10 protein-coding genes are annotated in these 22,809 nt (G+C 66.3%); 4 read left to right on the top strand and 6 right to left on the bottom strand.

Annotation, left to right across the window (positions count from 1 at the left end; translation table 11 throughout):
• Positions 1-83 precede the first annotated feature (83 nt).
• The 3 genes from RY1_RS10610 (at position 84) to RY1_RS10600 (ending at position 7,030) form a co-directional block, all read left to right on the top strand.
• Complete coding sequence (locus RY1_RS10610) at positions 84-1,790, top strand: CocE/NonD family hydrolase (RefSeq protein WP_072803523.1); 1,707 nt, start codon at positions 84-86, stop codon at positions 1,788-1,790.
• A gap of 96 nt (positions 1,791-1,886) precedes the next feature.
• Positions 1,887-3,362 (top strand): MFS transporter, encoded by a 1,476-nt coding sequence (locus RY1_RS10605; protein WP_072803522.1) that lies wholly within the window; start codon positions 1,887-1,889, stop codon positions 3,360-3,362.
• Between the two features lie 389 nt (positions 3,363-3,751).
• A complete protein-coding gene (locus RY1_RS10600; RefSeq protein WP_072803521.1) occupies positions 3,752-7,030 on the top strand; it encodes a protein kinase domain-containing protein in 3,279 nt (1,092 codons plus the stop codon).
• A 365-nt stretch (positions 7,031-7,395) separates the two neighbouring features.
• Here the strand turns inward: RY1_RS10600 and RY1_RS10595 are convergent, their stop codons facing one another.
• Positions 7,396-7,788, bottom strand: a complete 393-nt coding sequence (locus tag RY1_RS10595) for a hypothetical protein (RefSeq protein WP_084727326.1) — start codon at positions 7,786-7,788, stop codon at positions 7,396-7,398.
• Positions 7,789-8,035: 247 nt separating this feature from the next.
• On the opposite strand from RY1_RS10595, the gene RY1_RS29945 reads away from it, so the two are divergent.
• Positions 8,036-8,176 (top strand): hypothetical protein, encoded by a 141-nt coding sequence (locus RY1_RS29945; RefSeq protein ID WP_156376387.1) that lies wholly within the window; start codon positions 8,036-8,038, stop codon positions 8,174-8,176.
• Between the two features lie 349 nt (positions 8,177-8,525).
• Here RY1_RS29945 and RY1_RS10590 read toward each other — a convergent pair whose 3' ends face one another.
• The 5 genes from RY1_RS10590 to RY1_RS10570 form a co-directional block, all read right to left on the bottom strand.
• A complete protein-coding gene (locus RY1_RS10590) occupies positions 8,526-9,449 on the bottom strand; it encodes a hypothetical protein (RefSeq protein WP_072803520.1) in 924 nt (307 codons plus the stop codon).
• Positions 9,446-10,117: a chymotrypsin family serine protease gene (locus tag RY1_RS10585; protein WP_072803519.1), complete on the bottom strand. Its 672-nt coding sequence runs from the start codon at positions 10,115-10,117 to the stop codon at positions 9,446-9,448. The genes RY1_RS10590 and RY1_RS10585 overlap by 4 nt, the downstream gene beginning before the upstream one ends.
• Positions 10,114-11,640 (bottom strand): tyrosine-protein kinase domain-containing protein, encoded by a 1,527-nt coding sequence (locus RY1_RS10580; protein ID WP_072803518.1) that lies wholly within the window; start codon positions 11,638-11,640, stop codon positions 10,114-10,116. The genes RY1_RS10585 and RY1_RS10580 overlap by 4 nt, the downstream gene beginning before the upstream one ends.
• A gap of 68 nt (positions 11,641-11,708) precedes the next feature.
• Complete coding sequence (locus tag RY1_RS10575) at positions 11,709-12,596, bottom strand: cyclopropane mycolic acid synthase family methyltransferase (protein ID WP_072803517.1); 888 nt, start codon at positions 12,594-12,596, stop codon at positions 11,709-11,711.
• Positions 12,596-22,414 carry a non-ribosomal peptide synthetase gene (locus RY1_RS10570; RefSeq protein ID WP_072803516.1) on the bottom strand — a complete coding sequence of 3,273 codons (9,819 nt, stop codon included), beginning with the start codon at positions 22,412-22,414 and terminating at the stop codon, positions 12,596-12,598. The genes RY1_RS10575 and RY1_RS10570 overlap by 1 nt, the downstream gene beginning before the upstream one ends.
• Between the last annotated feature and the right edge of the window lie 395 nt (positions 22,415-22,809).

The raw sequence follows: 22,809 nt of genomic DNA, 5'->3' as shown, positions 1-22,809 counted from the left end.
GGGAACACCCAGCCCAAACCCCCACCACCCACGCAAACGCACGTGCGTTTGCGGGAACACCCAGTCCAGAACAGGAGCTGTCCATGGCCAGCCGAACACCGGCGCACGCGCCCGCCCACGACCGGCCCTGGAGCCGCCCAGGTGCGGCCGCCTATGCCCTCACCCGCCTGCGCGGTATCGCCCGCCCGCCGGTCGAGGTGTTCGAGCCCGCACCGGGATCGATCGTCATCGAGAACGACGCCGAGATCGTCACCCGCGACGGAACCGTGTTGCGAGCGAACGTGTACCGGCCAACAGGCGACGGCCCGTTCCCTGTGCTGCTGTGTGCGCACCCGTACGGCAAGGACAATCTCCCGGCACGTAAGCGTTCCGGACGCGGATATGCACTTCCGTTCCAGTACAAGGTTCTTCGCCAGAGCGGACCGATCCGGTTCTCGTCGCTCACCGGATGGGAGGCTCCGGACCCCGCATTCTGGACCGCCGAGGGTTACGTCGTCGTCAACGCGGATCTTCGTGGATGCGGGACGTCGGAGGGCGTCGGCTCCCCGTTCGCCGATCAGGAAGGCGAGGACGTCCACGACCTCATCGAGTGGGCCGCCCAACAGCCCTGGAGCACAGGCGCGGTCGGTATGATCGGCGTCTCGTATCTCGCGATCTCACAGTGGAAGGCCGCCGCTCTGAAGCCGCCGCACCTGGGGGCGATCGTCCCGTGGGAGGGCTTCACCGACGCGTACCGAGAACTGTTCCGTCCCGGCGGAATTCAGGAAACGGGATTCGTGAAGATGTGGTCGAAGGGCGTCAAGAACAACCGACTCGCCTTCGACATCGGCACCAAGAACACCGAACACCCCCTGCGCGACGACTTCTGGCAGTCTCTGGTCCCCGATCTGAAGGCCATCGATGTGCCAGCCCTCATCTGCGGCAGCTTCTCCGACAACAACCTGCACAGTCGCGGGTCGTTTCGTGCCTTCGAATCCATCACCTCGTCCGAACCGCATGTCTATACGCACCGCGGCGGAAAGTGGGCGACCTTCTACTCTGCCGAGGCGCAACGATCCCAAACATCTTTTCTTGCACGGCATCTGAAGAACGACGCATCCCAACCTGTGTTGCCGACAGTGCGTTTGGAGGTTCGCGAAAGCCGCGACCGGATCGTCGAGGTTCGCGACGAGTCGCAGTGGCCGCCGGCGAACACCATCTGGACCTCCCTCTTTCTCACCGACGACGGGCTGTCGACGCTACCTGCGTCGTCATCGGGCTCGATCACGTTCGATCCGAAGAAGGACGGCGTCAAACTCGGCTACACCTTCGACGAGGACACCGAGCTGACCGGCCCGACAGCGCTGCGGCTGTTCGTCTCGGTCGAGGACGCGGACGACGTCGACTTGTTCGTCGGAGTCGAGAAGTGGCAGGGCTCGCGGTACGTGCCGTTCGAGGGGTCGTACGGCTTCGGCCGTGACCGAGTCGCGACGGGCTGGATGCGCGCGTCGGTGCGTCACCTCGACGAGGGTGCATCGACGCTCTTCGCACCGGTCCCGACCTACGATCGGCGTGAGCCGCTGACTGCGGGCGAGATCGTGCAGGTCGACATTCCGCTCGGGCCGTCGGCGACGTTGTTCCGGGCCGGGGAGCAGCTGCGTCTCGTCGTCGCAGGTCGTTGGATGTGGCCGACCAACCCGCTGACCGGCGCGATGCCGGCCAAGTACGCGGCCCGCCGGAGCGGACGATGCACCCTGCACTGGGGCGACGCACATCGCTCTCGCCTACTGGTACCCGTCATCGGGCGCTGAGATGCGCACAAAGATCACCCTGATCTTGTGAGCAATTCGTGGGCATCCTCGACTGAACTACATGAGCACACCGTCGACACTTGAAGCGAGGCATTGATGTCCAGTCCCGACACACGCTCACCGACCCGGAAGAGTTGGCTGACGCTCATCGCCATGACCGGCAGCCTGTCCATGATCATGCTCGACCAGACCGTTGTGACCGTGGCTCTGCCGACGATGACCCGGGACCTTCCGCTGTCGGCGTCGGGACAGCAGTGGGTCGTCAACGCCTATGTCCTCGCCATGGCGGCGATGGTCGCTCTCGGCGGGAAGCTGGGTGCCAAGATCGGTCCGGTCACCGCGTTCCGCGTCGGCGTCGTCATCTTTTTCATTGCCTCTGCGCTGTGCGGTTTTGCACCATCGGGGTCCATCGGCCAGGAATGGATCATCGCGGCGAGGTCTGTTCAGGGCATCGGTGCGGCGTTGATGATGCCGGTCAGCGCGACGGTCGTCATGGCTGCATTTCCGCTGTCGGTGCGGGGCAAGGCGATGGGAATCTACGTCGGGGTCAGCCAGATATTCCTCGCCGTCGGCCCGCTGCTCGGCGGAGCGCTCACCGAATGGGTCAGCTGGCGGGCGGTGTTCTGGCTGAACGTGCCGGTCGGTCTGGCAGCGCTGGCACTGGTCGCGTTCGCACGGCCCGACAACACCCGCCAGAAATCCATCACCATTCGGCCGATCTCGGCGGTGCTCATGATCGTCGGCATCGCACTGACGGTGTACGCGGTGCAGCAGTCGAGTCAGTGGACGTGGGGCTCGGCCAAAACTCTCGGACTCCTTGCCGCCGGGATCGCGATCACCACCGTGTTCGTCATCAGCCAGGTTCGTTCCTCCGATCCCCTCGTCGACGTGAAACTGTTCTTGCAGCGGGCGTTCAGCGGAAACATCGTCGTGTTGTTCGCGAGCCAGTTCGGGCTTCTCGCGATCGTGCTGTACTCGACCCTCTACGTTCAGGACCTGTTGAATTACAGCCCGATGCAAGCAGGTATCGCCGCATTGCCGTTGATTCTCCCCATCGCGGCCGGGGCGCAGATCGCCGGACGCTGGTACGACCGAGCCGGCGTTCGAGGGCCCGTTCTGGCGGGGCTGCTCATCTCCACCGTTGGTGTTGCGGTGTGGGCGACGACGCTGCACGCACTGTCCTACCCACAGCAGATCCCCGGCATGATCATCACCGGCTTCGGCCTCGGATTGGTCTTCTCCCCGGTCAACACCGATGCTCTCGGCAGGGTCGACGCGTCGGCGCGAGCGCAGGCCTCGGGCATAGTCCAGACCGTCCGTCAGCTGGGCGGCACACTCGGAGTCGCGATCATCGGCGCGATCGTACTCTCGCGTGAACACCACGGAACGACCGCCGCTCATGCGGCCCAGAACCCTGCCCAGCAGGTGATCGACAGCGCGGCCGACGCCATCGCCGTCGGATTCTATGCTGCTGCAATCGCATTCGCCTGCGCACTCGTCGCCGCATACTTCATGCTGTCCAAGGATCGCGTCACCGAGGACGACGAGTCGGCCGACCCGGTGCCCGTGTAGGAGCCGCCCAGGAAAAACCCCACCCCTCCCACAAACGCACGTGCATTTGCGTAGTAGCCCACGAAAAACCCCACCACCCACGCAAACGCACGTGCATTTGCGCAACCGGGGGCACGGGCGTCGAAGCCACCCAGGAAAACCCCACCACCCACGCAAACGCACGTGCATTTGCGTAACCGGGGGCACGGGCGTCGAAGCCGCCCAGGAAAACCCCACCCTTCCCGCAAACGCACGTGCATTTGCGTAACGGGGGGGCACGGGCATCGGAGCCGCCCGAGGCCTACCATGGAACTACGGCGCAGCGGCGTTGGCCCGCGCCGCATCCGCGCCGGTCGTGCCGCCGGGACCGACGTGGGGAACTACACGCCGACGGAGTGAGCAGCCGTCCGATGTGTCCAGACGATCCACGTGACACGCAACGATGTCCGTCACCAGCGGCCGAGTTGGAGGGTCTCGGCTTCGCCAGTGCTGAGGAGATAGGCCACGGCGGGTTCGGTGTGGTGTATCGGTGCGTCCAGGAAGAGCTTTCTCGTACCGTCGCGGTCAAGATTCTGACCGTCGAACTCGACGAGGAGAACCGGGCCCGCTTCTTCCGGGAGCAGCGGGCGATGGGTCGGCTGACCGGCCACCCGAACATCGTCAGCATTCTGCAGGTCGGCGAGACGGGAACCGGTCGCCCGTTCATCGTGATGCCGTATCACCAGAAGGATTCGGTCGATACGCTGATCCGCCGCGACGGTCCGCTGCCTTTCGACGAGGCGCTACGGATCGGGGTGAAGATCGCGGGTGCGGTCGAGACGTCGCACCGACTCGGCATCCTTCATCGAGACATCAAGCCCGCCAACATCCTGCTCACCGATTACGGCGAGCCGGAGTTGGCGGATTTCGGCATCGCGCACATCACCGGCGGCTTCCAGACAACCAGCGGCGCTGTCACCGGCTCGCCCGCGTACACCGCGCCCGAGGTGCTCGCCGGCAACCCGCCGACCCCGGTGTCCGACGTCTACAGCCTCGGCGCAACCGTGTTCAGCGCCCTCACCGGGCACGCTGCGTTCGAGCGGCGCAGCGGGGAACAAGTCGTCGCCCAGTTCCTTCGTATCACTCAGCAATCAGTGCCCGACTTACGTATTCACGGAATTCCCGACGACGCATCGGCCGTGATTTCGCGTGCGATGTCGCGGGAACCGGAGGACCGTCCGAGCACTGCCGCAGAATTCGGTGACGAGCTACGGCAGCTACAACAGGACCATGGCCTGACCGGCGACGACATGTCCCTGCGTGTGGAGGCCGGCGACGACGCGGCGGACGACCGGACTACGTTCGGGCACCCGACGTTTCGGAGCAGGCGGTTGGCGTCCGTATCCGGACTCGGTGTCGCCACCGGAAACCTTCCGCTCGAGATGACGAGTTTCGTCGGCCGTCGGCAGGAACTCACTGCGGCGAAGAACATGCTGTCGAGTTCGCGGATGGTGACGTTGACCGGGATCGGCGGCGTCGGCAAGACGCGTCTGGCGGTGCGGGTCGCGACGGCGGTGCAGCGTGAGTACACGGGCGGTGCGCGACTGGTCGAGTTGGCGGAGCTGCGAGACACGTCGTCGTTGATCGACGCGGTCAGCGCTGCCGTCGGGTTGCGGGATCAGTCGCTGCGGCCGCTGCGAGAGGTACTGATCGAGTTCCTCGCCCCGAGGGAGCTGCTGCTCGTCCTCGACAATTGCGAACACGTGGTGACCAGCGTCGCGAAGCTGAGCGAGACGCTGCTGCGGGTCTGTCCGGGGCTGCGAATACTGGCCACCAGCCGTGAAGCTCTCGCCATCGCCGGTGAGGCCGTGCTCCGCGTCCCGCCGTTGACGGTTCCCGATCCGGAGATTCGGCAGTCGCTGCGATCGGTGCCCAAGTACGACGCGGTGACGCTGTTCATCGAGCGTGCTGCCGCTGCGGCTCCCGGGTTCACCCTGACGGAGGAGAACTCCGATGCGGTGACCGGGATCTGCAACCGGCTCGACGGTTTGCCGCTGCCGATCGAGTTGGCGGCGGCTCGGCTGCGGGTGATGTCGCCGGAGCAGATCCTCGCCCGGCTCACCGACCGGTACGCACTCCTGACGCGTGGCAGCCGGGATGCGCCGAGCCGGCAACAAACGCTGCGCTTGTGTATCGACTGGAGCTACGAGCTGTGCACTCCCCCGGAGCAATCGGTGTGGGGTCGACTGTCGGTGTTCGCCGCGACGTTCGAGCTCGACGCTGCCGAGGAGGTGTGCGGCATCGGCCTGACCCGCGACGAGTTACTGGACACCCTCACCTCCCTCGCCGAGAAGTCGATCCTGATCCGGGAGCGGACGGGTTCGGTGGTGCGGTTCCGGATGCTCGAAACCATCCGTCAGTACGGTTTCGAAAAATTGGACGAGGCGGGCGAAACCGCGCTCATACGTCGCAGCCACCGGGACTGGTACGAGAAACTCGCACACGAAGCGGAGGAAGACTGGATCGGCCCACGCCAACTGGACTGGATCGTCCGGCTGAAGCGGGAACGACCGAACTTTCGCGAGGCGCTCGCGTTCTGCATCGCCGAGGGTGATCTTGCGTGTGGCATGCGCATCGTGACGGATCTGTACTGGTTCGGGCTCTCACAAGGTCTGTACACCGATGCTCGGCATTGGCTGTCGCGACTGCTCGTCCACAAGAGCGGCCCGCCTTCCCTCGAGTGGGTCACCGCACTGTGCTGCGCCGCTGCCATGGCCAACGTCCAGGGCGATCACCTCGCCGGCGTCGCCCTCGTCGAGGAAGCGCATGCCCTGACGGCGGATTCCGACGACCCGATGATGCATGCCTTGATCGCCAACGCCGACGGCACGGTTGCACTGCACAGCGGTGACATCGCGAAGGCGCCCGAGTACTTCGAGTCCGCGATCACGGAGTTCAGAGCGCAAGGGAAAAGAGCATTCGAGACGAGTGCGATGCATTTGCAGGGATTGGCCCATGGATTGAACGGCCGGCTGGACAAGGCGATCGAATGTCACGAGCGCGTCCTCGCACTCACCGAGAAGTACGACGAAAAGATGTATCGCTCGCGGTCACTGTGGGCGATGTCGATCGATGTCTGGCGGCAGGGAAATTCCGAACGCGCGGTCGGGCTCCTCGAACAGGCGCTGGAACTGACGCGACAGTTGGGCAATCCCCGCGTCGCGACATCGAGCCTTGCTGCGCTGGCGTGGATCGTCGTCGAACAGGAGACATCGCGTGCGGCAGTGCTGTTGGGAGCGGCGGACGGGGTAGCGCGCTCCTTCGGCAGTTCCCCGGTCATTCATCCCAGGCTGAGCCACTTTCAGGACGAGTGCGAGCAGGCCGCAAAGGAAGATCTCGGCACCAAAGCGTTCGACGCGTCCTACCGCCGAGGTCAGCAATTCGACATGGACGCGGCCATCTCCTACGCACTGCGCGAGAGTGCGTCCGACACGCCGAACCGCGAGCCGCACGGGTCGGCGCGTCTGACCAAGCGTGAGCGGCAAGTCGCGGACCTGATCACCGAGGGTCTGACCAATCAGGCGATCGCCGAACGGCTCGTCATTTCACCCCGTACCGCGCAGGGGCACGTGGAACATATCCTGGCGAAACTCGGATTCACCTCGCGGACACAGGTTGCGGCCTGGTTGGCGGACCATGCGAGTGAGTAGCGCGCCACCCACGCACCGTCCACCCCAACCACCGCTTGAATGCGCCATTCATACGATCAGATAGCTACGGTGCGCCATTCAAGCGGACACCAGCGGACAGCATCAGCGCGCCACCCACGCACCGTCCACACCACCACCGCTTGAATGCGCCATTCATACGATCAGATAGCTACGGTGCGCCATTCAAGCGGACACCAGCGGACAGCAGCGGACACCAGCACGCCGACACCCACGCACCGCCCACCCCAGCCACCGCTTGAATGCGCCATTCATACGATCAGATAGCTACGGTGGGCCATTCAAGCGGACACCGGTGCGCCATTCAAGCGGACACCAGGTCGCCGCCCACACCGACAAACCAACGCTCAGGCCCGCGACTTACGCGGACGCAGGGACGGCTGCCAGGCGGCGATGATGTCGCGGCACAGGTCGGATTTGATGCGGTGGTATCGGTGCGGCTCGGTGGACCGGGGCTGCATCGCGGCCTGCAGCATGTGCAGGAATCTGTTGCGCTGGACGCCGAATTTGACGAAGACGCTTTCGGCGTCGGCGCCGCCGTAGGGTGCCCATTCGATCGCGAAGGCGACCACCATCTGGTCGGGCCCGCTGAGTGAGTTCTCGCGGGAGAGCAGATCACACCACCCGAGTGCTCGGCGGACCCAGTCCAGATCGGGGGCGCGCGTGCTCCTACCGATCGGTACGGGTGATTTCTGGGCGACCACGGGTGTGGGCAGCGGCGGAACGAGTGTCAGGTGCATGGGGTGCCTCGGAGGGATGGTTCGAATCGGGGGGTGATTTCATGCTCATGCATCCGCCCCTGATCCGTAACCGTCCATTCGGCGGGGTCGGGTACCTGTTCTCGAGGCGGGGGTATATGGGCGAATTTCGATACGGGTAGCCGTGTAGGTATTTCGGCGGATGTGCGTATGCATGGCACTCGGCGATGGTGAGTACAACACCAGGGGAACTGTGAAAAAAGAGGGGGTCCGAGGAAGTAGGCACACCATGACCGCACGCAGCGACAGAAGTCGAAGTATGAAACTCCTGACCAGTGTGTCCAGGGCTTTCGGCACCGTCGCCTATACCGCAGCGATCATCTGCCTCGCCGTCCTTGCGATGTGGCGCTTTCCGATCCCCGGCATCTGAACGTCCCGGCATCTGAACCATCCCGGCACCTGAACCTTCCCGGCCCCTGGGCACCTCACCGCGCGAGTCACGTCACCGAAGAACACGTCATAGAGAAACACGGCAAACATCCCGCTTTCGCACCGACTGGCGCGGTCTCTACATATCCACTGATCAGCCTCGGGCCGGTTCGAGACTGACATCGCCGCCGATCTCTCCACCCTGACGCGCCGACTGGTCGGAAACGGAGCCACTCCCCTTGCCGGCAAGGCCTAGCGAGACAGAGACGAGAAGGCCGTCGATTCGCGAGTGGCTGATCAGCTGGGACGGCCGATCGCGCGAGCGTGATGTCCGACGCGTAAGGCCGTGGTCACCCGGCGAGCAACCGCGCCTGCTCGCCGCTGATCGGCCCGAGGGGCAGGTAGCCGTCGGCGAGGATTCTTCGGCAGCCGTCGAGCTCGACCATCACCTGGACCGGCTCCCAGTCGATCGTGTCGAGCCCGGTCACGGAGGTGGCCACGACTGCACTGGCGGATTCGGTGCAGTCACCGGCAGGCGCCGAGGTGCGCAACAGATCGGTGAGCAGGTCCAGCCGGCCGGGGTCGTAGCCGCGGATACCGTCGAACATCGGCACCGGCCCGCTGACGTCGAAGCGGCACAGCCCGCCGCCCGAGAGCACGTCGGTGTCGACGAGTGCAGCGCCGGGGGTCGGAAGCGAGAGAACCGGTGAGCACCCGTAGTACACGGAGATCGTGTCGTCGGTGAGTTCGACGCGATGCTCGACGGTCTCGACCTCCGGCAAGGATCGAACGGTGTACAGCCCCAGCGTGTTCTGGTATCCGCAGCCGTGCAGCGGGTACGACGGCTGCACCGCGCGGCCGTCGGCGTCGAGCAGCCACATGTCCTCCACGACCGCCAGGTCGTAGACACCGCACTGCCCCGGCAGCAGCGGCCGCCGTCCCGAGCCTGCGTTGAGCTGCTCGAGCGCGTCGGAGAAGTCGCCTGCGTAGTGGTGCTCGCTGTACGTGGCGGTCTTGTCCGCGTCGACTCGATCTCCCGTGAACGAGTCGCAGACAACGGCTTTCACCGGCACGAAGTCCTCGGGCACGGTACCGGGGGCCGGTCGCGGGATGGACGCCGAAGCAGGAGCCAAGTCATGAACCCCTGACGGCGGCTGGCAGGCGAACGCGTCGGCCGACCCGATCGTTGCCACCCCGCGAGACGCGGGCGCACTCCACCACAGATATCCGCCCACCACGGCCGCAGCTACGACTGCGGCCGCGACCAACTTCACGACCCGATGGGCCGGAACCCAGCTCCAGGGCCACCGCGGGCGTTGAGTCGGTCGAGCGAGTCGGCTGCCGAGGCGTACACCGTCGGGCTCAGAACAGGAATCGAATCGGCATGGCTGGCGATGCCGACGAGCGTGGTACCGCTGACGAGCGCGCCGCCGGAATCTGCCCACACCGTAGGCGTCGTGGTCACGATGTCGGTGTCGCCCCGGACGTCGAGTACGGTTCCGCAGGTGACGCCCGAGGCCACGCCGACCTTGCAGACCGGCTGACCCGGAACTGCCCGGCCGATGCCGGTGATGGTGACTCCCCCGCCGGAGGCCACCGGGACGACTTTCGCGGGATCGAGTTCGATGACGCCGTAGTCCGGTCCCCAGTGCCCCACCGTGGTGGTCCCGACGGGCCCGGCTCCCAGGTTTCCGATGGAGGTGACCGGGAGGCCGGGGGCGAGAACACAATGCCCTGCGGTCAATCCGATCAACCGGCCCGCCGCGTCGTACCCGACGGCCGCGAAGGAACAGGCCGTCAGGTCCTCGAGCCCTCCGGTGGTGATGAAGCCCGTTCCTGGACCCACCACGACGCCGGGGGCCGCGGCCGCGGGAGCGGCGAATCCGACCGCGATGGCCGCGACGATCCCGCCTATCCCGCCGACTACCCCGGCCGTCCTCATTCCTTGTATCTCCGCGACGACGAGGTGACCTCGGCCCGCGGATATTCGGTCGGCGCCGGAGCCGCCGCCGAGACGCCTACGGTGCCGTTCGACGACGGCGGCGTGACGTCCTTCGGCGGTGCCGCGACGGTTCCAGGCGTGACCGGATTGGGTGTCTGACGCGGGATCGACTTGTCGGTCTCGTAGTAGTACGAGTAGTTGTCGCCGCCCTTACGGCCGACCGGCATCATCGTGAACACGGCGCCGAGTACGTGCGCGCCGATGGTCTCGAGGTTGCCGACTGCGCGGGTGACCTCGTTCTCGCTGGTGTGTCCGAACCGCGCGACGATCAACGCGCCGTCACTGTGCGTGGTGAGCAGCGCGGAGTCCGTGACCGGGAGCAGCGGGGCGCCGTCGATGATGACGTAGTCGAAGCGGCTGCGCAGCTCGTCGATGATGCGCCGCGACGCCGCGGATCCGAGGAGCTCGGACGGGTTGGGCGGCAGCGGACCGGATGCGAGTACTTCGAGTCCTTCGAACTTGGTCGGCTGCAGGACATCCGACAGGTCCGCCTGCGCGGCGAGCACCGTCGACAGACCGACCGAGCCGATGAGCCCGAGGTACTTCGACACGCGCGGGCGTCGTAGATCGCCTTCGACGAGGACGACGTGATGGCCTGCTTCGGCAAGTGCGAGTGCGAGGTTGACCGCGACGGTGGTCTTGCCTTCGGCGGGCACCGCGCTGGTGACGACGATGACGCGCGGCGGATGGTCGACCTCGAGGAACTGCAGGTTGGTACGCAGCTCGCGGAAACTCTCGGCACTGGACGAGTGCGTCGCGTCGAACGAGACGATCGAGGTGTCCTTGATCGTCTTGTCGAACGGAATGCTGCCCACGAGCGGGGTCTTGGCGGCCGCTTCGAGCTTCTTGCGGGTCTTGATGGTGTTGTCGAGACGGTCGCGCAGCACCGCGAGCGCGATACCGAGGAGCAGACCGACGGCTGCACCGAGTGCGAGGTTGCGCGTGGTCTTGGGGCTGATCGGGGTTGCCGACTCCTGTGCTTCCTCGACCAGACGCACGCCTGCAGCGGGTGAGCCACCGTCCTCGGGGGTTTCGAGCTCGCGCACCAGCACGGTGAGCTGCGTCGCGAGGGAGTTCGCGATGTCACGCGCCAGACCGGGAGAGGTGTCGACGACGCATGTGTCGAGCAGGACGGTATCGGGGGTCGACTTAGCGGTCACCTTCGCCGAGAGTGCGGCGGGGCTGATGTCGAGGCCGAGGTCGGCGATGGTGCGTGCAGCCAACGTGTCACCGGTGACCAGTTCGGAGTACGACGCGACGCGCTGCTGTGAGAACAGGTTGCCCTGGTAGCTCTCGCTCACGGTCGATCCACCCGAGGTGGAGACGAACACTCGACTGCACGACTGGTACGTCGGCGTCGTCAGCAGTGAGGTCGCGAGCGCACCCAGGATGGCAACTGCCACGGTGACGACGATGACCATCCACCGTGTGCGCAGTATCTGGAGGTAGTCCTGGATTTCCACGTGGGCTCCCTAATCTCTTTCGGTACAGCTGCGTTGAATGGTTCCATGCTTGTGATCTTCGAGCGCGCTCAACCAGGCGGGGCCAACCCCAGGCTGAATTGGACCACATCGATCCGACCATCTTCGAAGCGCGACGAACAGCCGGTGAGGTAGTGGATGTACCGGTCGTAGTTCTCCACCGAGGACAACTCGATCGCCTCCTCCCGTGCGGCGACGAGTCGGTCGGTCCACGCGTCGAGAGTGCGTACGTAGTGCGGGCCGAGCGCGTGCTCACGTTCGACGCGGAATCCCGACGCCGTGGCCTTGCTCGCCACCATGTCCGACAGCGCGAGCTGACCGCCGGGAAAGATCTCCCGCATGATGAAGCGCACGAAGTGCGCGTCCTCACGAGTGAAGACCACCCCGCTCGCCATGATCTCGGCCAACGGCCGCATCACGATGGTGTGCAACAACATCCGGCCGTCGTCGGGCAGTACCGATCGACATTTGTCGAAGAACGCGGAGTACCGCTGGCGCCGGAAGTGTTCGAACGCACCGATGCTGACGATCCGGTCGACGGGCTGATCGAAATCCTCCCAGCCCTGCAGACGGATCTCGGCAGTGCGCGTACTCGACAGGTTCTTCACGGCCCTGCCGGCGTGCTCGAACTGGTTCTGGCTCAACGTCAGTCCGATGACGTCGACGTCGTACTTCTCCACTGCCCGCGTGGCCAGTGCGCCCCAACCACATCCGACGTCGAGCAATGTCATGCCGGGGCGTAGGTCCAGCTTGCCGAGCGCCAGATCGATCTTGGCCGTCTGCGCCTGCTCGAGCGTCATGTCCTCGCGCTCGAAGTACGCGCAGCTGTAGGTCATGCTCGGATCGAGAAACAGTTCGAAGAACTCGTCCGACAGATCGTAATGAGCCTGCACGTTGTCCACGTACGGCTCCAGCTTTTTCGCTGTCACTGATTCCATCACGCCACGCCTTCCGCGACAGATGCCATGCCGATCACTCGGCCCAAAGCGTGGGCGCCTGCTTCACCCAACATGTCTTCATGTGCTGCGTCGACGCGGTGGACCGAGATCCGGCCGTCGACGTACTGCTCCCACTGCTGCGCACCGAACGACGGTGACGCGGAAGATCCTCGAGCTGCGAAGTAGACCACATCGCCGTCGAATACTCTCGGTCGGTGCGCTGCAACCCACCCGGACGCCGCGACCACCGGCGCATACATCCTACGCAGATGATCGCCGGTGAGAAAACCGAGTTCGCTTCTCGTGTGCCGCAATTGGCGAACGATCTCCTCGAACGACGATCCGGCCACACCGAGCTGACGCGCCAGATCGTCGACGCCGAACTCCTGCACATCGGCGGGAGCCGACAACTGCGCGTCGACGAGCACGAGCAGGGCGACTTCTTCACCCGAGTTCTGCAACACCGTCGCCGCCGCATGGGCGATCACGCCGCCGAGAGACCATCCGAGCAAGTGGTACGGACCGTGCGGCTGCACGGCACGGATCTCACGTACGTACCGGGCAGCGAAAGCATCGATCGACGACGGCAACTGGTCCCCATCGGCGATGCCGGGAACCTGCAGCCCGTACAGCGGTCGATCGGTGACGCCGAGCAGCGCCAGGTAGCTCCACGCGATCCCGATCGCCGGGTGGATGCAGAACAGCGGCTCACCGTCGCCGTCCGCGCGCAGTGGCAGCAGCACATCGAACACGGCGTCTCCGTCGTCGCCCATCCCGTCGAGCTTCGCGGCGAGCGATGCCGCCGTCGGGTGCATCAGCAGTGCGCTGACGGGCACCGATCGTCCGAGTTCGTCGGCGAGTGCATCGATCACCCGCACCACCGACAACGAGTGACCGCCGAGGTCGAAGAAGTTGTCGTCCACACCGATTCGCTCGGGATCCAGCTCGAGCACCTCGGCGAACGACGCCCGCACACTGTGTTCGAGCGGGGTCGACGGTTCCAGGTGCTGCGTTCTCGGCAGAGTCGGCTCGGGCAGGCGGCTCGCATCGACCTTCCCAGAGATCGACATCGGCAGCGCATCGACGACGGTGACCGTGCCGGGCACCATGTAGGCGGGGATGGTGCGCGTCAGGAACTCGCGGACGGCTCCCGCGTCGCCGTCGCCGACGACGTACGCTGCCAGCGAATTGCCTTGACCCACAACGGATGCCTGTTCGACGGCCGGATGCCGCAGCAGCGCGGCCTCCACCTCCGCCAGTTCGACGCGATGGCCGCGGATCTTGACCTGCGAATCCACACGTCCGAGGTATTCGAGCTCGCGGACACCGCGGTGCGTGGTCCACCGAACCAGATCTCCGGTGCGGTAGAGCCGTGTTCCGTTGCCGGCGAGCAGGTTCGGCACGAAGCGTCCGGCGGTCAGTGCCGGCTGGTCCAGATACCCTTCGGCCAATCCAGAACCGCCGAGGTACAGCTCCCCCACCACGTTGTCCGGCACCGGACGCAGCCGGGTGTCGAGCACCACGGCGTCGAACCCGCGGACCGGCCCGCCGATGGTGACGGTGCTCGAATAACCGAGCGCCGGAGTGGATGTCGCCATGATCGTGGTCTCGGTGGGCCCGTACGCGTTGAACACCGTAGCACCGAGGTTCCAGCGTTGGACCAGTTCGGAGTTCGCGGCCTCACCTGCCATGACGACCACCTGCACCGACGGTGTCGCGGCAGGGTCGGTGATCTGCAGGACGGTCGGCGTCAGGCATACGTGCGTCACACCGCCGCTGCGGATGACCGATTCGAGTTCGCGGCCGGCGTACACGTCCGACGGCACCACGACCAGGCCGGCACCTGCGCCGAGAGCCAACAGCATCTCGAAGACCGACGCGTCGAATCCCGGTGATGCGAACTGCAATACGCGCGAGTCCTCGTCGACACCGAACAGATCACGCTGGCTCTGCACCAGGTCCGCGATCCCGCGGTGCGTCACGCGCACACCTTTGGGAGCACCGGTCGATCCCGAGGTGTAGATGACATAGGCGGTGTCGTCGACGTGTGCGGCGAAAGACCCTGGCTTGTAGGAAGACTCTGGCTCGTAGGAGGATTCCGCGTCGTCGACGAGCACCCAGTTGCCGCCGGGCGGGGCCAGGGACGCGCGGGTGACACCGGTGACGGGTTGTGCGTGCTCGATGATCTCCGCGATGCGCGCGGCCGGGTGCTTCGGATCTATCGGCAGGTATCCCGCCCCGCTTTTCGCCACGGCCCACACGGCGGTCACCAGGTCGATCGAGCGCGGCAACGCGACAGCCACCAGCGTGCCCGGCTGCGCACCCTCGTCGAGAATGTTCTCCAGCACCGCATTCGACCGTCGATCCAACTCGGCGTACGTGATGGAGTCGGCGCCGTCGACGACAGCGGTCGCGTTCGGCCACTGCGCTGCCGCTCGGCGGACGAGGTCGGCGAGGGTGTACGGATCGAGTGCCCCACCACCCCGCGTCACGACGTCGGGGCAGGGGGAAAGGAAGGCGGTGCTGCCGAGTTGGATGGTCGGCTGCGCCGCAACGGAGTTCAGTACCGCGGTGAGCCGATCCGCGAGGGCCTGGCACACCGACCGCTCGAAGCGATCTGCGTTGTAGGCGAGTTGTCCGCTGAGGCCGTCGGCGGTGTGTTCGATGACGACTTCGAGGTCGAACTGTGTTGCGGCGATGGCGATCCGCTCGGGCATGGTGATGCCCGAGCCCAGATCCAGTTCCGGGATCTCGAGTGCTCCGACGGCCAGCAGTACCTGGAACAGTGGGTGCGAGTCGACCACCCGGGTCGGTTCGACGGCGTCGACGACCCAGTCGAACGGCACGGACGAGTGGGCGAAGGCGTCGAGGTCGATGTTGCGGACGTCGGTGACGAACTCCTCGAACGTCTTGTTCGGTGGTACGTCGGTGCGCAGCACGATGGTGCCGACGAACATGCCGACCAGGTCGTCGAGTGCGGGTTCGGTTCTTCCCGATACCGGGGTGCCGATGGCGATGTCCCTGGTTCCGCTCGCTTCGGCGAGTACGGCGGCGAGCGCCGCGTGGATCACCACGAACAGTGTTGCGCCCAGCCGGTTGGCCAATCCGCGCAGTTCGGCGAGCACGGCGGCATCGATCTCGAACGCCACGGCGGTTGCGTCCTCGAACGGGTCGGGTGTGCCGGTGGGCAGTTCCAAATAGTCCGGCAGTCCTGCGAGTGTGCGGCGCCAGTAGCCGAGCTGCTCGGCGGCGACGACGTCGAGAACGTCCTGCTGCCACACCCGGTAGTCGGCGTAATCGACTGTCAGTGGCGTGAATTCGGGCTGCAGTCCGGCTGTCCGCGCGGTCAGTGCGGTATCGACATCTCGTATCAGCGGCGCGAGCGAGAGGCCGTCGACAGCGATGTGATGGGCCACCACCACCAGCTCGAGACGCCCGAAGCGGCGCACCAGATTGAGCCGCACCGGCGCCTCGACGGTCAGGTCGAACCCGGTGACGGCCAGTGCTGCCGCATCGGTGTGTCGGTCGTCGAGCGAGGCGGCCACCACCGAGGCGTCGAGCAGCGTGGTGACGGGGCCGTCGGCGGTGGACTCGTACACCGTGCGCAGCGGAAGGTGCCGCCGCAGCACGTCGATGATCGCGGCGCGCAGTACCTCGAGGTCGGTGCCGGCGGGCAGTGGGAGCGAGAAGGCGATGTTGTAGGCGGGCGAGGTGGGGTCGAACCGGTTCTGCAGCCACATCCGGCGCTCGGCGGGTGAGAGTGCATCATCTGGTGCGCGGTGGGTGAGCGCAGGCGCCGGTACGTAGGCCTCGGACAGCTCGTCGATCGCCGCGGCCAACCCACGCGCGGTCGGCGCCTCGAACAGCGTGCGTACCGGAACGTGTGTGCCGAGCGCAGCACCGATCCGCGACGTCGCACGCGTCGCGCTCAGTGAATCTCCGCCCTGGACGAAGAAATTGGCGTCGGCGGACGAGTCTGCGATACCGAGGGTGTCGGCGAAGATGCCGGCGATGACGTCCTCGGTCAACGTCCGCGACGCCGCCGGATCACCCGTCACTGGCACCGGGGTGACCAGCGCGCCGCGATCGAGCTTGCCGTTGGCGGTGACGGGTAGACGTTCGACCCGCACGACCGAGGCGGGCATCATCGACAGCGGCAGCCGGGTCGACAGCCAGCTCGTGAGAGCGGTGTCTGCCGCACCCGTGACGACCCACGCGAACACCGACCCGTCGCGCACGTCCGCGGCGGCAGCGTCGACGTCGGGGTGGGCCAGTAGAGCTGCTTCGATATCGCCGAGTTCGATTCGGACACCGCGGATCTGAACCTGGGAGTCGACGCGGCCGATGAAGCCGAAGGCACCGGTTCCGTCGGCGCGCACCAGATCACCTGTCCGGTAGAGGCGCCGACCGTGCGGCGCGGCGACGAAGCGCTCGGCGGTCTGCCCGCTGCGTCCGCGGTAGCCGCGGGCGATACCTGCGCCGCCGAGATACAGCTCGCCGATCCCGCCGACCGGCACCGGCTGCAGCCTCGAATCGAGGACGAGCGCATGTACGTGGTCCAACGCGGCGCCGATGGTGACCGGGTCTCCGGGCAAGAGCGGCTCGGTGAGCGTCGCGACGACGGTAGCTTCGGATGGCCCGTACGCGTTGAGCATTCGGCGTCCGGGTGCCCACTGCCGGGCGACGTCGCCGCCGAGGACATCGCCGCCGACCGCGACCGTGGCGACACCGTCGACCGGCGGCACCGTTGCCAGGACGGCCGGGGTCGAGAGGTAGTGCGTGACGGCGTGGGTGTCGAGGAAGCGTGCCATGTCTTCGCCGCCCGACAGGCCCATCGGCGCGATCACCATGGTGGCGCCTGCACCGAACGCGAGCACCAGCTCGAGCACCGCGGCATCGAAGTTGACCGAGTACCCGTGCAGCACCCGCGAGTCCGAAGTGACGTCGTAACGCGGAACCACCTGCTGGGCAAGCGCATACACCCCGGCGTGGGTCACGGTGACGGGTTTCGGTGTGCCGGTGGACCCGGAGGTGTGGACGACGTAGGCCGGATGCTGGGGCAGTAGCGCTGCCGTCCGGTCGGCATCGGTGACGGGCGCATCGCTGAACTCGGCTGCCGCGGACTCGTCCAGCCACTGCACGCCGGGCTCGTCGCCGCCGAAGCCGAGGTAGGTGCCGGTGAGGATCTGCTCGCGTCGCAGCGCGGGAAAGCCAGGATCGACGGGAACGAACGCGGCGCCGGATTTCGCGACGGCCCACAGTGCCACGATGTACTGCGCGGAGCGTTCCAGCGACAGCGCGACGGTGGTCTCGGGTGCGGCGCCGCGGCCGATCAGCAACCGCGCCAGCCTGTTCGATCGCGAATCCAGCTCGCGGTAGGTGACTGCTTCTTCGCCATCGATAGCGAGATTTCCGGCAACGAGGAGATCGAGCAGCGTCCCCGCGGGGACGTCGCCGGGAACGTATGCGGGCTCGGCGAGTTCGATGTCGCCGACCACCACGGCCGGATCCTCGACGACGGCGCGGAGCACGGTGACGAAGGCCGAGGCGAAACGGTCGACGGTGATGTGGTCGAACAGGTCTACGGCGTATTCGATGTCGCCTGCGATACCGTCTGGGGTTTCGGTGAGCACGAGGTTGAGGTCGAACTCGGAGGTGTTGGTGGTGATCGGCAGCACGGTCACCGGCAGGTCCTCGACCGAGCGGTGCGGTGCGTTGTCGAACGCCAGCATCACCTGAAACAGCGGGTGCCGATCCAGCGATCGATCGGTGGCCAGCGCGTCGACGATCCGCTCGAACGGCAGGTCGGAGTGCGCGAAGGCGTCCAGGTCGGCGCGGCGAACGGCGGCGAGGAGATCGGTGAAGCGTGCGCCCGGGTCGATGTCGACCGCGAGTGGGACGGTGCTGACGAACATGCCGACCATGTCGTCGAGCGCGGCGTGCCCGCGGCCTGCCGATGGAGATCCGACGACGGTCCTGGTGTCTCCGCTGAATCGACTGAGTGTCAACGCAAGTGCCGCGTGCACCACCATGAACGAGGTCACGTTCTCGGCCAGCGCCAGGCGGCGTAGCTGGCCGTACAGCTCGGCGCCGAGGTTCAGCGACACCGATCCGGTCTCCATCGACTGCACCGGCGGACGCGGCCGATCGGTCGGCAGTGCGGCGAGACCGTCGCCAGTGAGCGCCGAGGTCCAGTAGGCCAACTGCTCGTCCGCGGCCGCGTCGACGACGGCTCGGTTCCACACCGCGTACTCGCTGTACTGGGCACGCAGGCGGGACCACGTGGGTGCGTGTCCGGCGGCGCGGGCAAGGTAGGCGACGGTGAAGTCGCGGACCAGAGGATCGATCGACCATCCGTCCACCGAGATGTGGTGCAGCACGATGACGACGACGGTGTCACCGGACGAGAGGTTCAACAACGATGCTCGGACGGGTACCTCGGCCGCGACGTCGAACCCGACACTCGACAGCTGCGCGACGACGGTGTCCAGCCGCTCGGCCTGCACTGTGCGCGTGGGGATCTCGGTCAGCACACCGGCGGTGGGGACGACTACTTGCTGCGGCCCGTCGCCGTCGTCGGGGAAGTACGTTCGCAGCGACTCGTGCCGCTCGAGCACATCACGCAACGCGGTGACGACCAGCGCGGGATCGCCGTCTGCGGGCAGCCGAAGCGCGACGGGCATGGTGTACGCGGTCGACTCCGAGTCGAACTGATTGAGGAACCACATCCGCTGCTGGGTGTAGGACAGCGGGACACGATCCGGGACGACGACGGCCAGGAGATCGAGTGAATTGTCCTGCTCGACTCCCGAATCGAGTGCATGCGCGATCGCCGCGACCGTCGGGGTGTCGAACACTACCGACAGCGAGACCGCGGATCCGAGGCGAGCCACCACACGCGTCGCACTGAGCGAGTCGCCGCCGAGTTCGAAAAAACTGTGGCTGCGGCCGACCTCGGCGACACCGAGGACTTCGGCGAAGACGGCCGCGACGGCCCGCTCGGTATCGGTCTGCGGCGGGGTGTATTCGAAGGACTGGTCGGGTGCGGGCAGCGCGCGCCGGTCGAGCTTACCGCTTGTCGTGGTGGGCAATCGGTCGAGTTCGATGATTCGGCCGGGCACCATCCATGCGGGCAGCAGCGCCTTCAGGTGTGCGTCGAGACCCTGGGTTCTACCGACGACGTAGGCGATGAGTCGGTCGCCGCGCACCACGACCGCGACGGCATCGACACCGTCCAACTGCGCTGCAACACTTTCGATTTCGCCGAGTTCGATGCGCCGGCCGTGCAGCTGCACCTGCTGATCGGCGCGGCCGAGGAATTCGAGCGCGGCACCGTCGACGGACCAGCGCACCAGATCTCCGGTGCGATAGAGCCGTTGCCCGGGCGAGGCCGGATCGGCGACGAACCGCGAGGCCGTCACACCGAACTGGCCGTCGTAGCCGCGGGCGAGTCCGTCGCCGCCGAGGTAGAGCTCGCCGAGCCCGCCGTGCGGTACGGGCCGCAGCCGCGCGTCGAGCACCAATGCACGGACGCCGGGCAGCGGCGCCCCGATGCTCACCCGCTCGCCGACGCCCATCGGCGTGGACAGTGTGGCCAGTACCGTCGCCTCGGTGGGACCGTATGCGTTGAGCATCGCCGGCCCCACGGCCGCGAACCGATCGCGCAGTGCCGGGCTGCAGGCTTCGCCGCCGACGTCGAACACGTCGAGGCCCTTGACGTCGAGGGGTTCGAGTGTGGCCAGCACGGCAGGTGCAGTGATCAGGTGGGTGACCCGCTCGGTGTCCAGCAGCTCGGCGAGCGCAGGACCTGCGTGTGCGTCTGCCGGTGCGATGACCAGCGTGGCACCGGCGACGAACGCACTCAGAATCTCCTGCAGGGACGCGTCGAACACCGGGGACGCGAGGTGCAGCACACGCGAGGATTCGGTGATGCCGTATCGCGCGGCAGCCGATACCGCCATCGCGGCGAGTCCGCGATGAGTGACACTGACTGCCTTGGGTTTTCCAGTCGAACCGGAGGTGTGGATGAGGTAGGCCTCATTGTCGATACTGCCGCGAGGCTCGATGAAGGCAGGCGCGTCCGAGTCGAGGAGATCCTCGATCGCCGTCCACTGCACCGCGCCGGGCAACGTGGGAGCCGTCGCGCGGTCGGTGATGCCGTACCGCACTCCGGCAGCGCCCAACAGGGACGCGAGCCGGTCGTGTGGATCATGTGGATCGACCGGCACGAAGGAGCCCCCGGCCAGCGTGACCGACCACAGTGCGAGCACCGAGTGCGGTGACCGGTCGAGTGCGATCGCGATGCGCGTCTCGGGGCCTGCGGGCAGCAGCGCGGCCACATGGTGTGCCTGCGAGAGGAACTCGTCGTAGTCGAGCTCGCCCACCACGGTCCCCGGCCGTAGCAGCGTCGGCAGCAGCGCGGGCGCCGGGCCTGCGGGTGTGGGCTGCACCAAGGATCGTTCTTCGGCCTCGCTCAGCACGGTCAGGTCGGCGAGCAGCACTCCGTCCGGTGCCGCCACGACAGCGCGCAGCAGGCTCAGGAACCGCTCGTGGTGCGCGCCGAGCTCCTCGGTGCTGTAGATCGCCGGGTTGCCCAGGAAGTCGACGCGGGTGCTTGCCCCTGCGACGCCGGGGTAGACGTTGACCATCATGTCGTCGATGGGTCCGCTCGAGAGCACCCGATATTCGCCGATGACGTCACCGAGGCGAATTGTGCTGTCGTACATCATGATGTTGACGGTGGGGCCGAACGCGCCTCGGCCTGCCGAGGTGCTGCCCTCGAAACTCGCGTCGTTCTCGCGCTGCATGTCCTCGACGCGGAAACGCTGGTGGCGAAGCGCGCCGGTGAGTTCGACCTGGATGCGTCGCAGCAGTTCTTCGATGGTGACGTCCGGGTCGACGCCGATGCGCAGCGGCACGATGTTGGACATCATCCCGGAGCTCTCGCGCAGTTTCGTCGTCGCGCGGCCGGAGACCGGGAGGCTGAGCATGACGTCGTCGGTGCCGGTCATCCTGGCGAGATACAGCGCGAAGGTGGCGAGGACGACGGGGACGTCGGAGGAGTTGTAGCGGCGGGCAACCTCGGCCATGGCGTCGGTGAGTTCCGCGTCGAGCACTGCCCCGACGCCGACCGAGACATCGCTGGGGACGGACCCACCGGCGTTACCGGCCAGGCGAGGTGCGTCGTCGTGCCCGTCGAGCCTGCCGACCCAGTACGCGCGGTCGGTGTCGTAGCGACTCGACCCGGGGTACGCGGTCTCGTAGTCGTAGATGGCGCGGACGCCGACAGCACGTGTCTTGGGGATGTCGGTACCCGCCTGCAGCGCGGTGTATGCCGCAGCGGTGCGCTCCTGCACCGAGATTGCGCCGAGCCCGTCCATGACGACGTGGTGTGCGCGGCTGTACCAGAAGTAGTGCGTGTCGCCGACCTGGATGATCTCGGAGGCGATCAGCTGATCGCGGACCAAGTCCACCGGCTTGCGATATTGCTCGTCCATGTACTCGAGCGCATATCCGACGGGGTCGGCGTGATCCCGGAGGTCGCGGTAGATCATGGCGTACGGAACGTTGTCGTCGTACCACTGGTACGGCCGGCCGTCGCTCTCGCCGAGGCGGACGCCGGGTGATTCGAGCTCGCGGCACGCGATGTCGGTGGCGCGGATCAGCGTGGCCGGGTCGATGTCGCCGCGGATCTCGACGTACTGCGCGATGGTGAAGGGAACCTGCGGGGCGAGTTTCTGGGCGAAGTAGATGTTGAGCTGCGCCGCGGACAGTGGGAACCGATCGACTTCGACCGGAACTCCGACTTCTGACGCCACCTGTACTACCCCTCCTCAACGATCACTGCTCGAACGATCACTGCATGAACGATCACTGCTTGGACGGCGAAGCGATTGCCACGCCGAACGCCGCTCAGCAACGTTGATTCTCAGCACCCCTTCTACAAACTAGTGGACCAGCGCTATTTGCTCTACTCGTAATGCCTGATCGCAGACAATACTTTTGCGCGCCCGTCCAGGCCTTTTCGGCTAAATTCCGACGATCTCGTGACAAAAAGTCATTTCGATTGTTTTGGTTCGGATCACTGTTCGATCCACAAAGGCTGGGGCCGATTACAGACCGCCGAGACCGAACACGATCGCCTGCTCGTCGCAGCTTCCGTGGCCTCGCGCACCGCTTCGGCCCACTGCGTTCGGCGGGTGTAACCACCATC

The sequence above is a fragment of the Rhodococcus yunnanensis NBRC 103083 genome, assembly GCF_001895005.1.
Classification (GTDB): domain Bacteria; phylum Actinomycetota; class Actinomycetes; order Mycobacteriales; family Mycobacteriaceae; genus Rhodococcoides; species Rhodococcoides yunnanense.
This window is presented reverse-complemented; position numbering and strand designations above follow the sequence as displayed.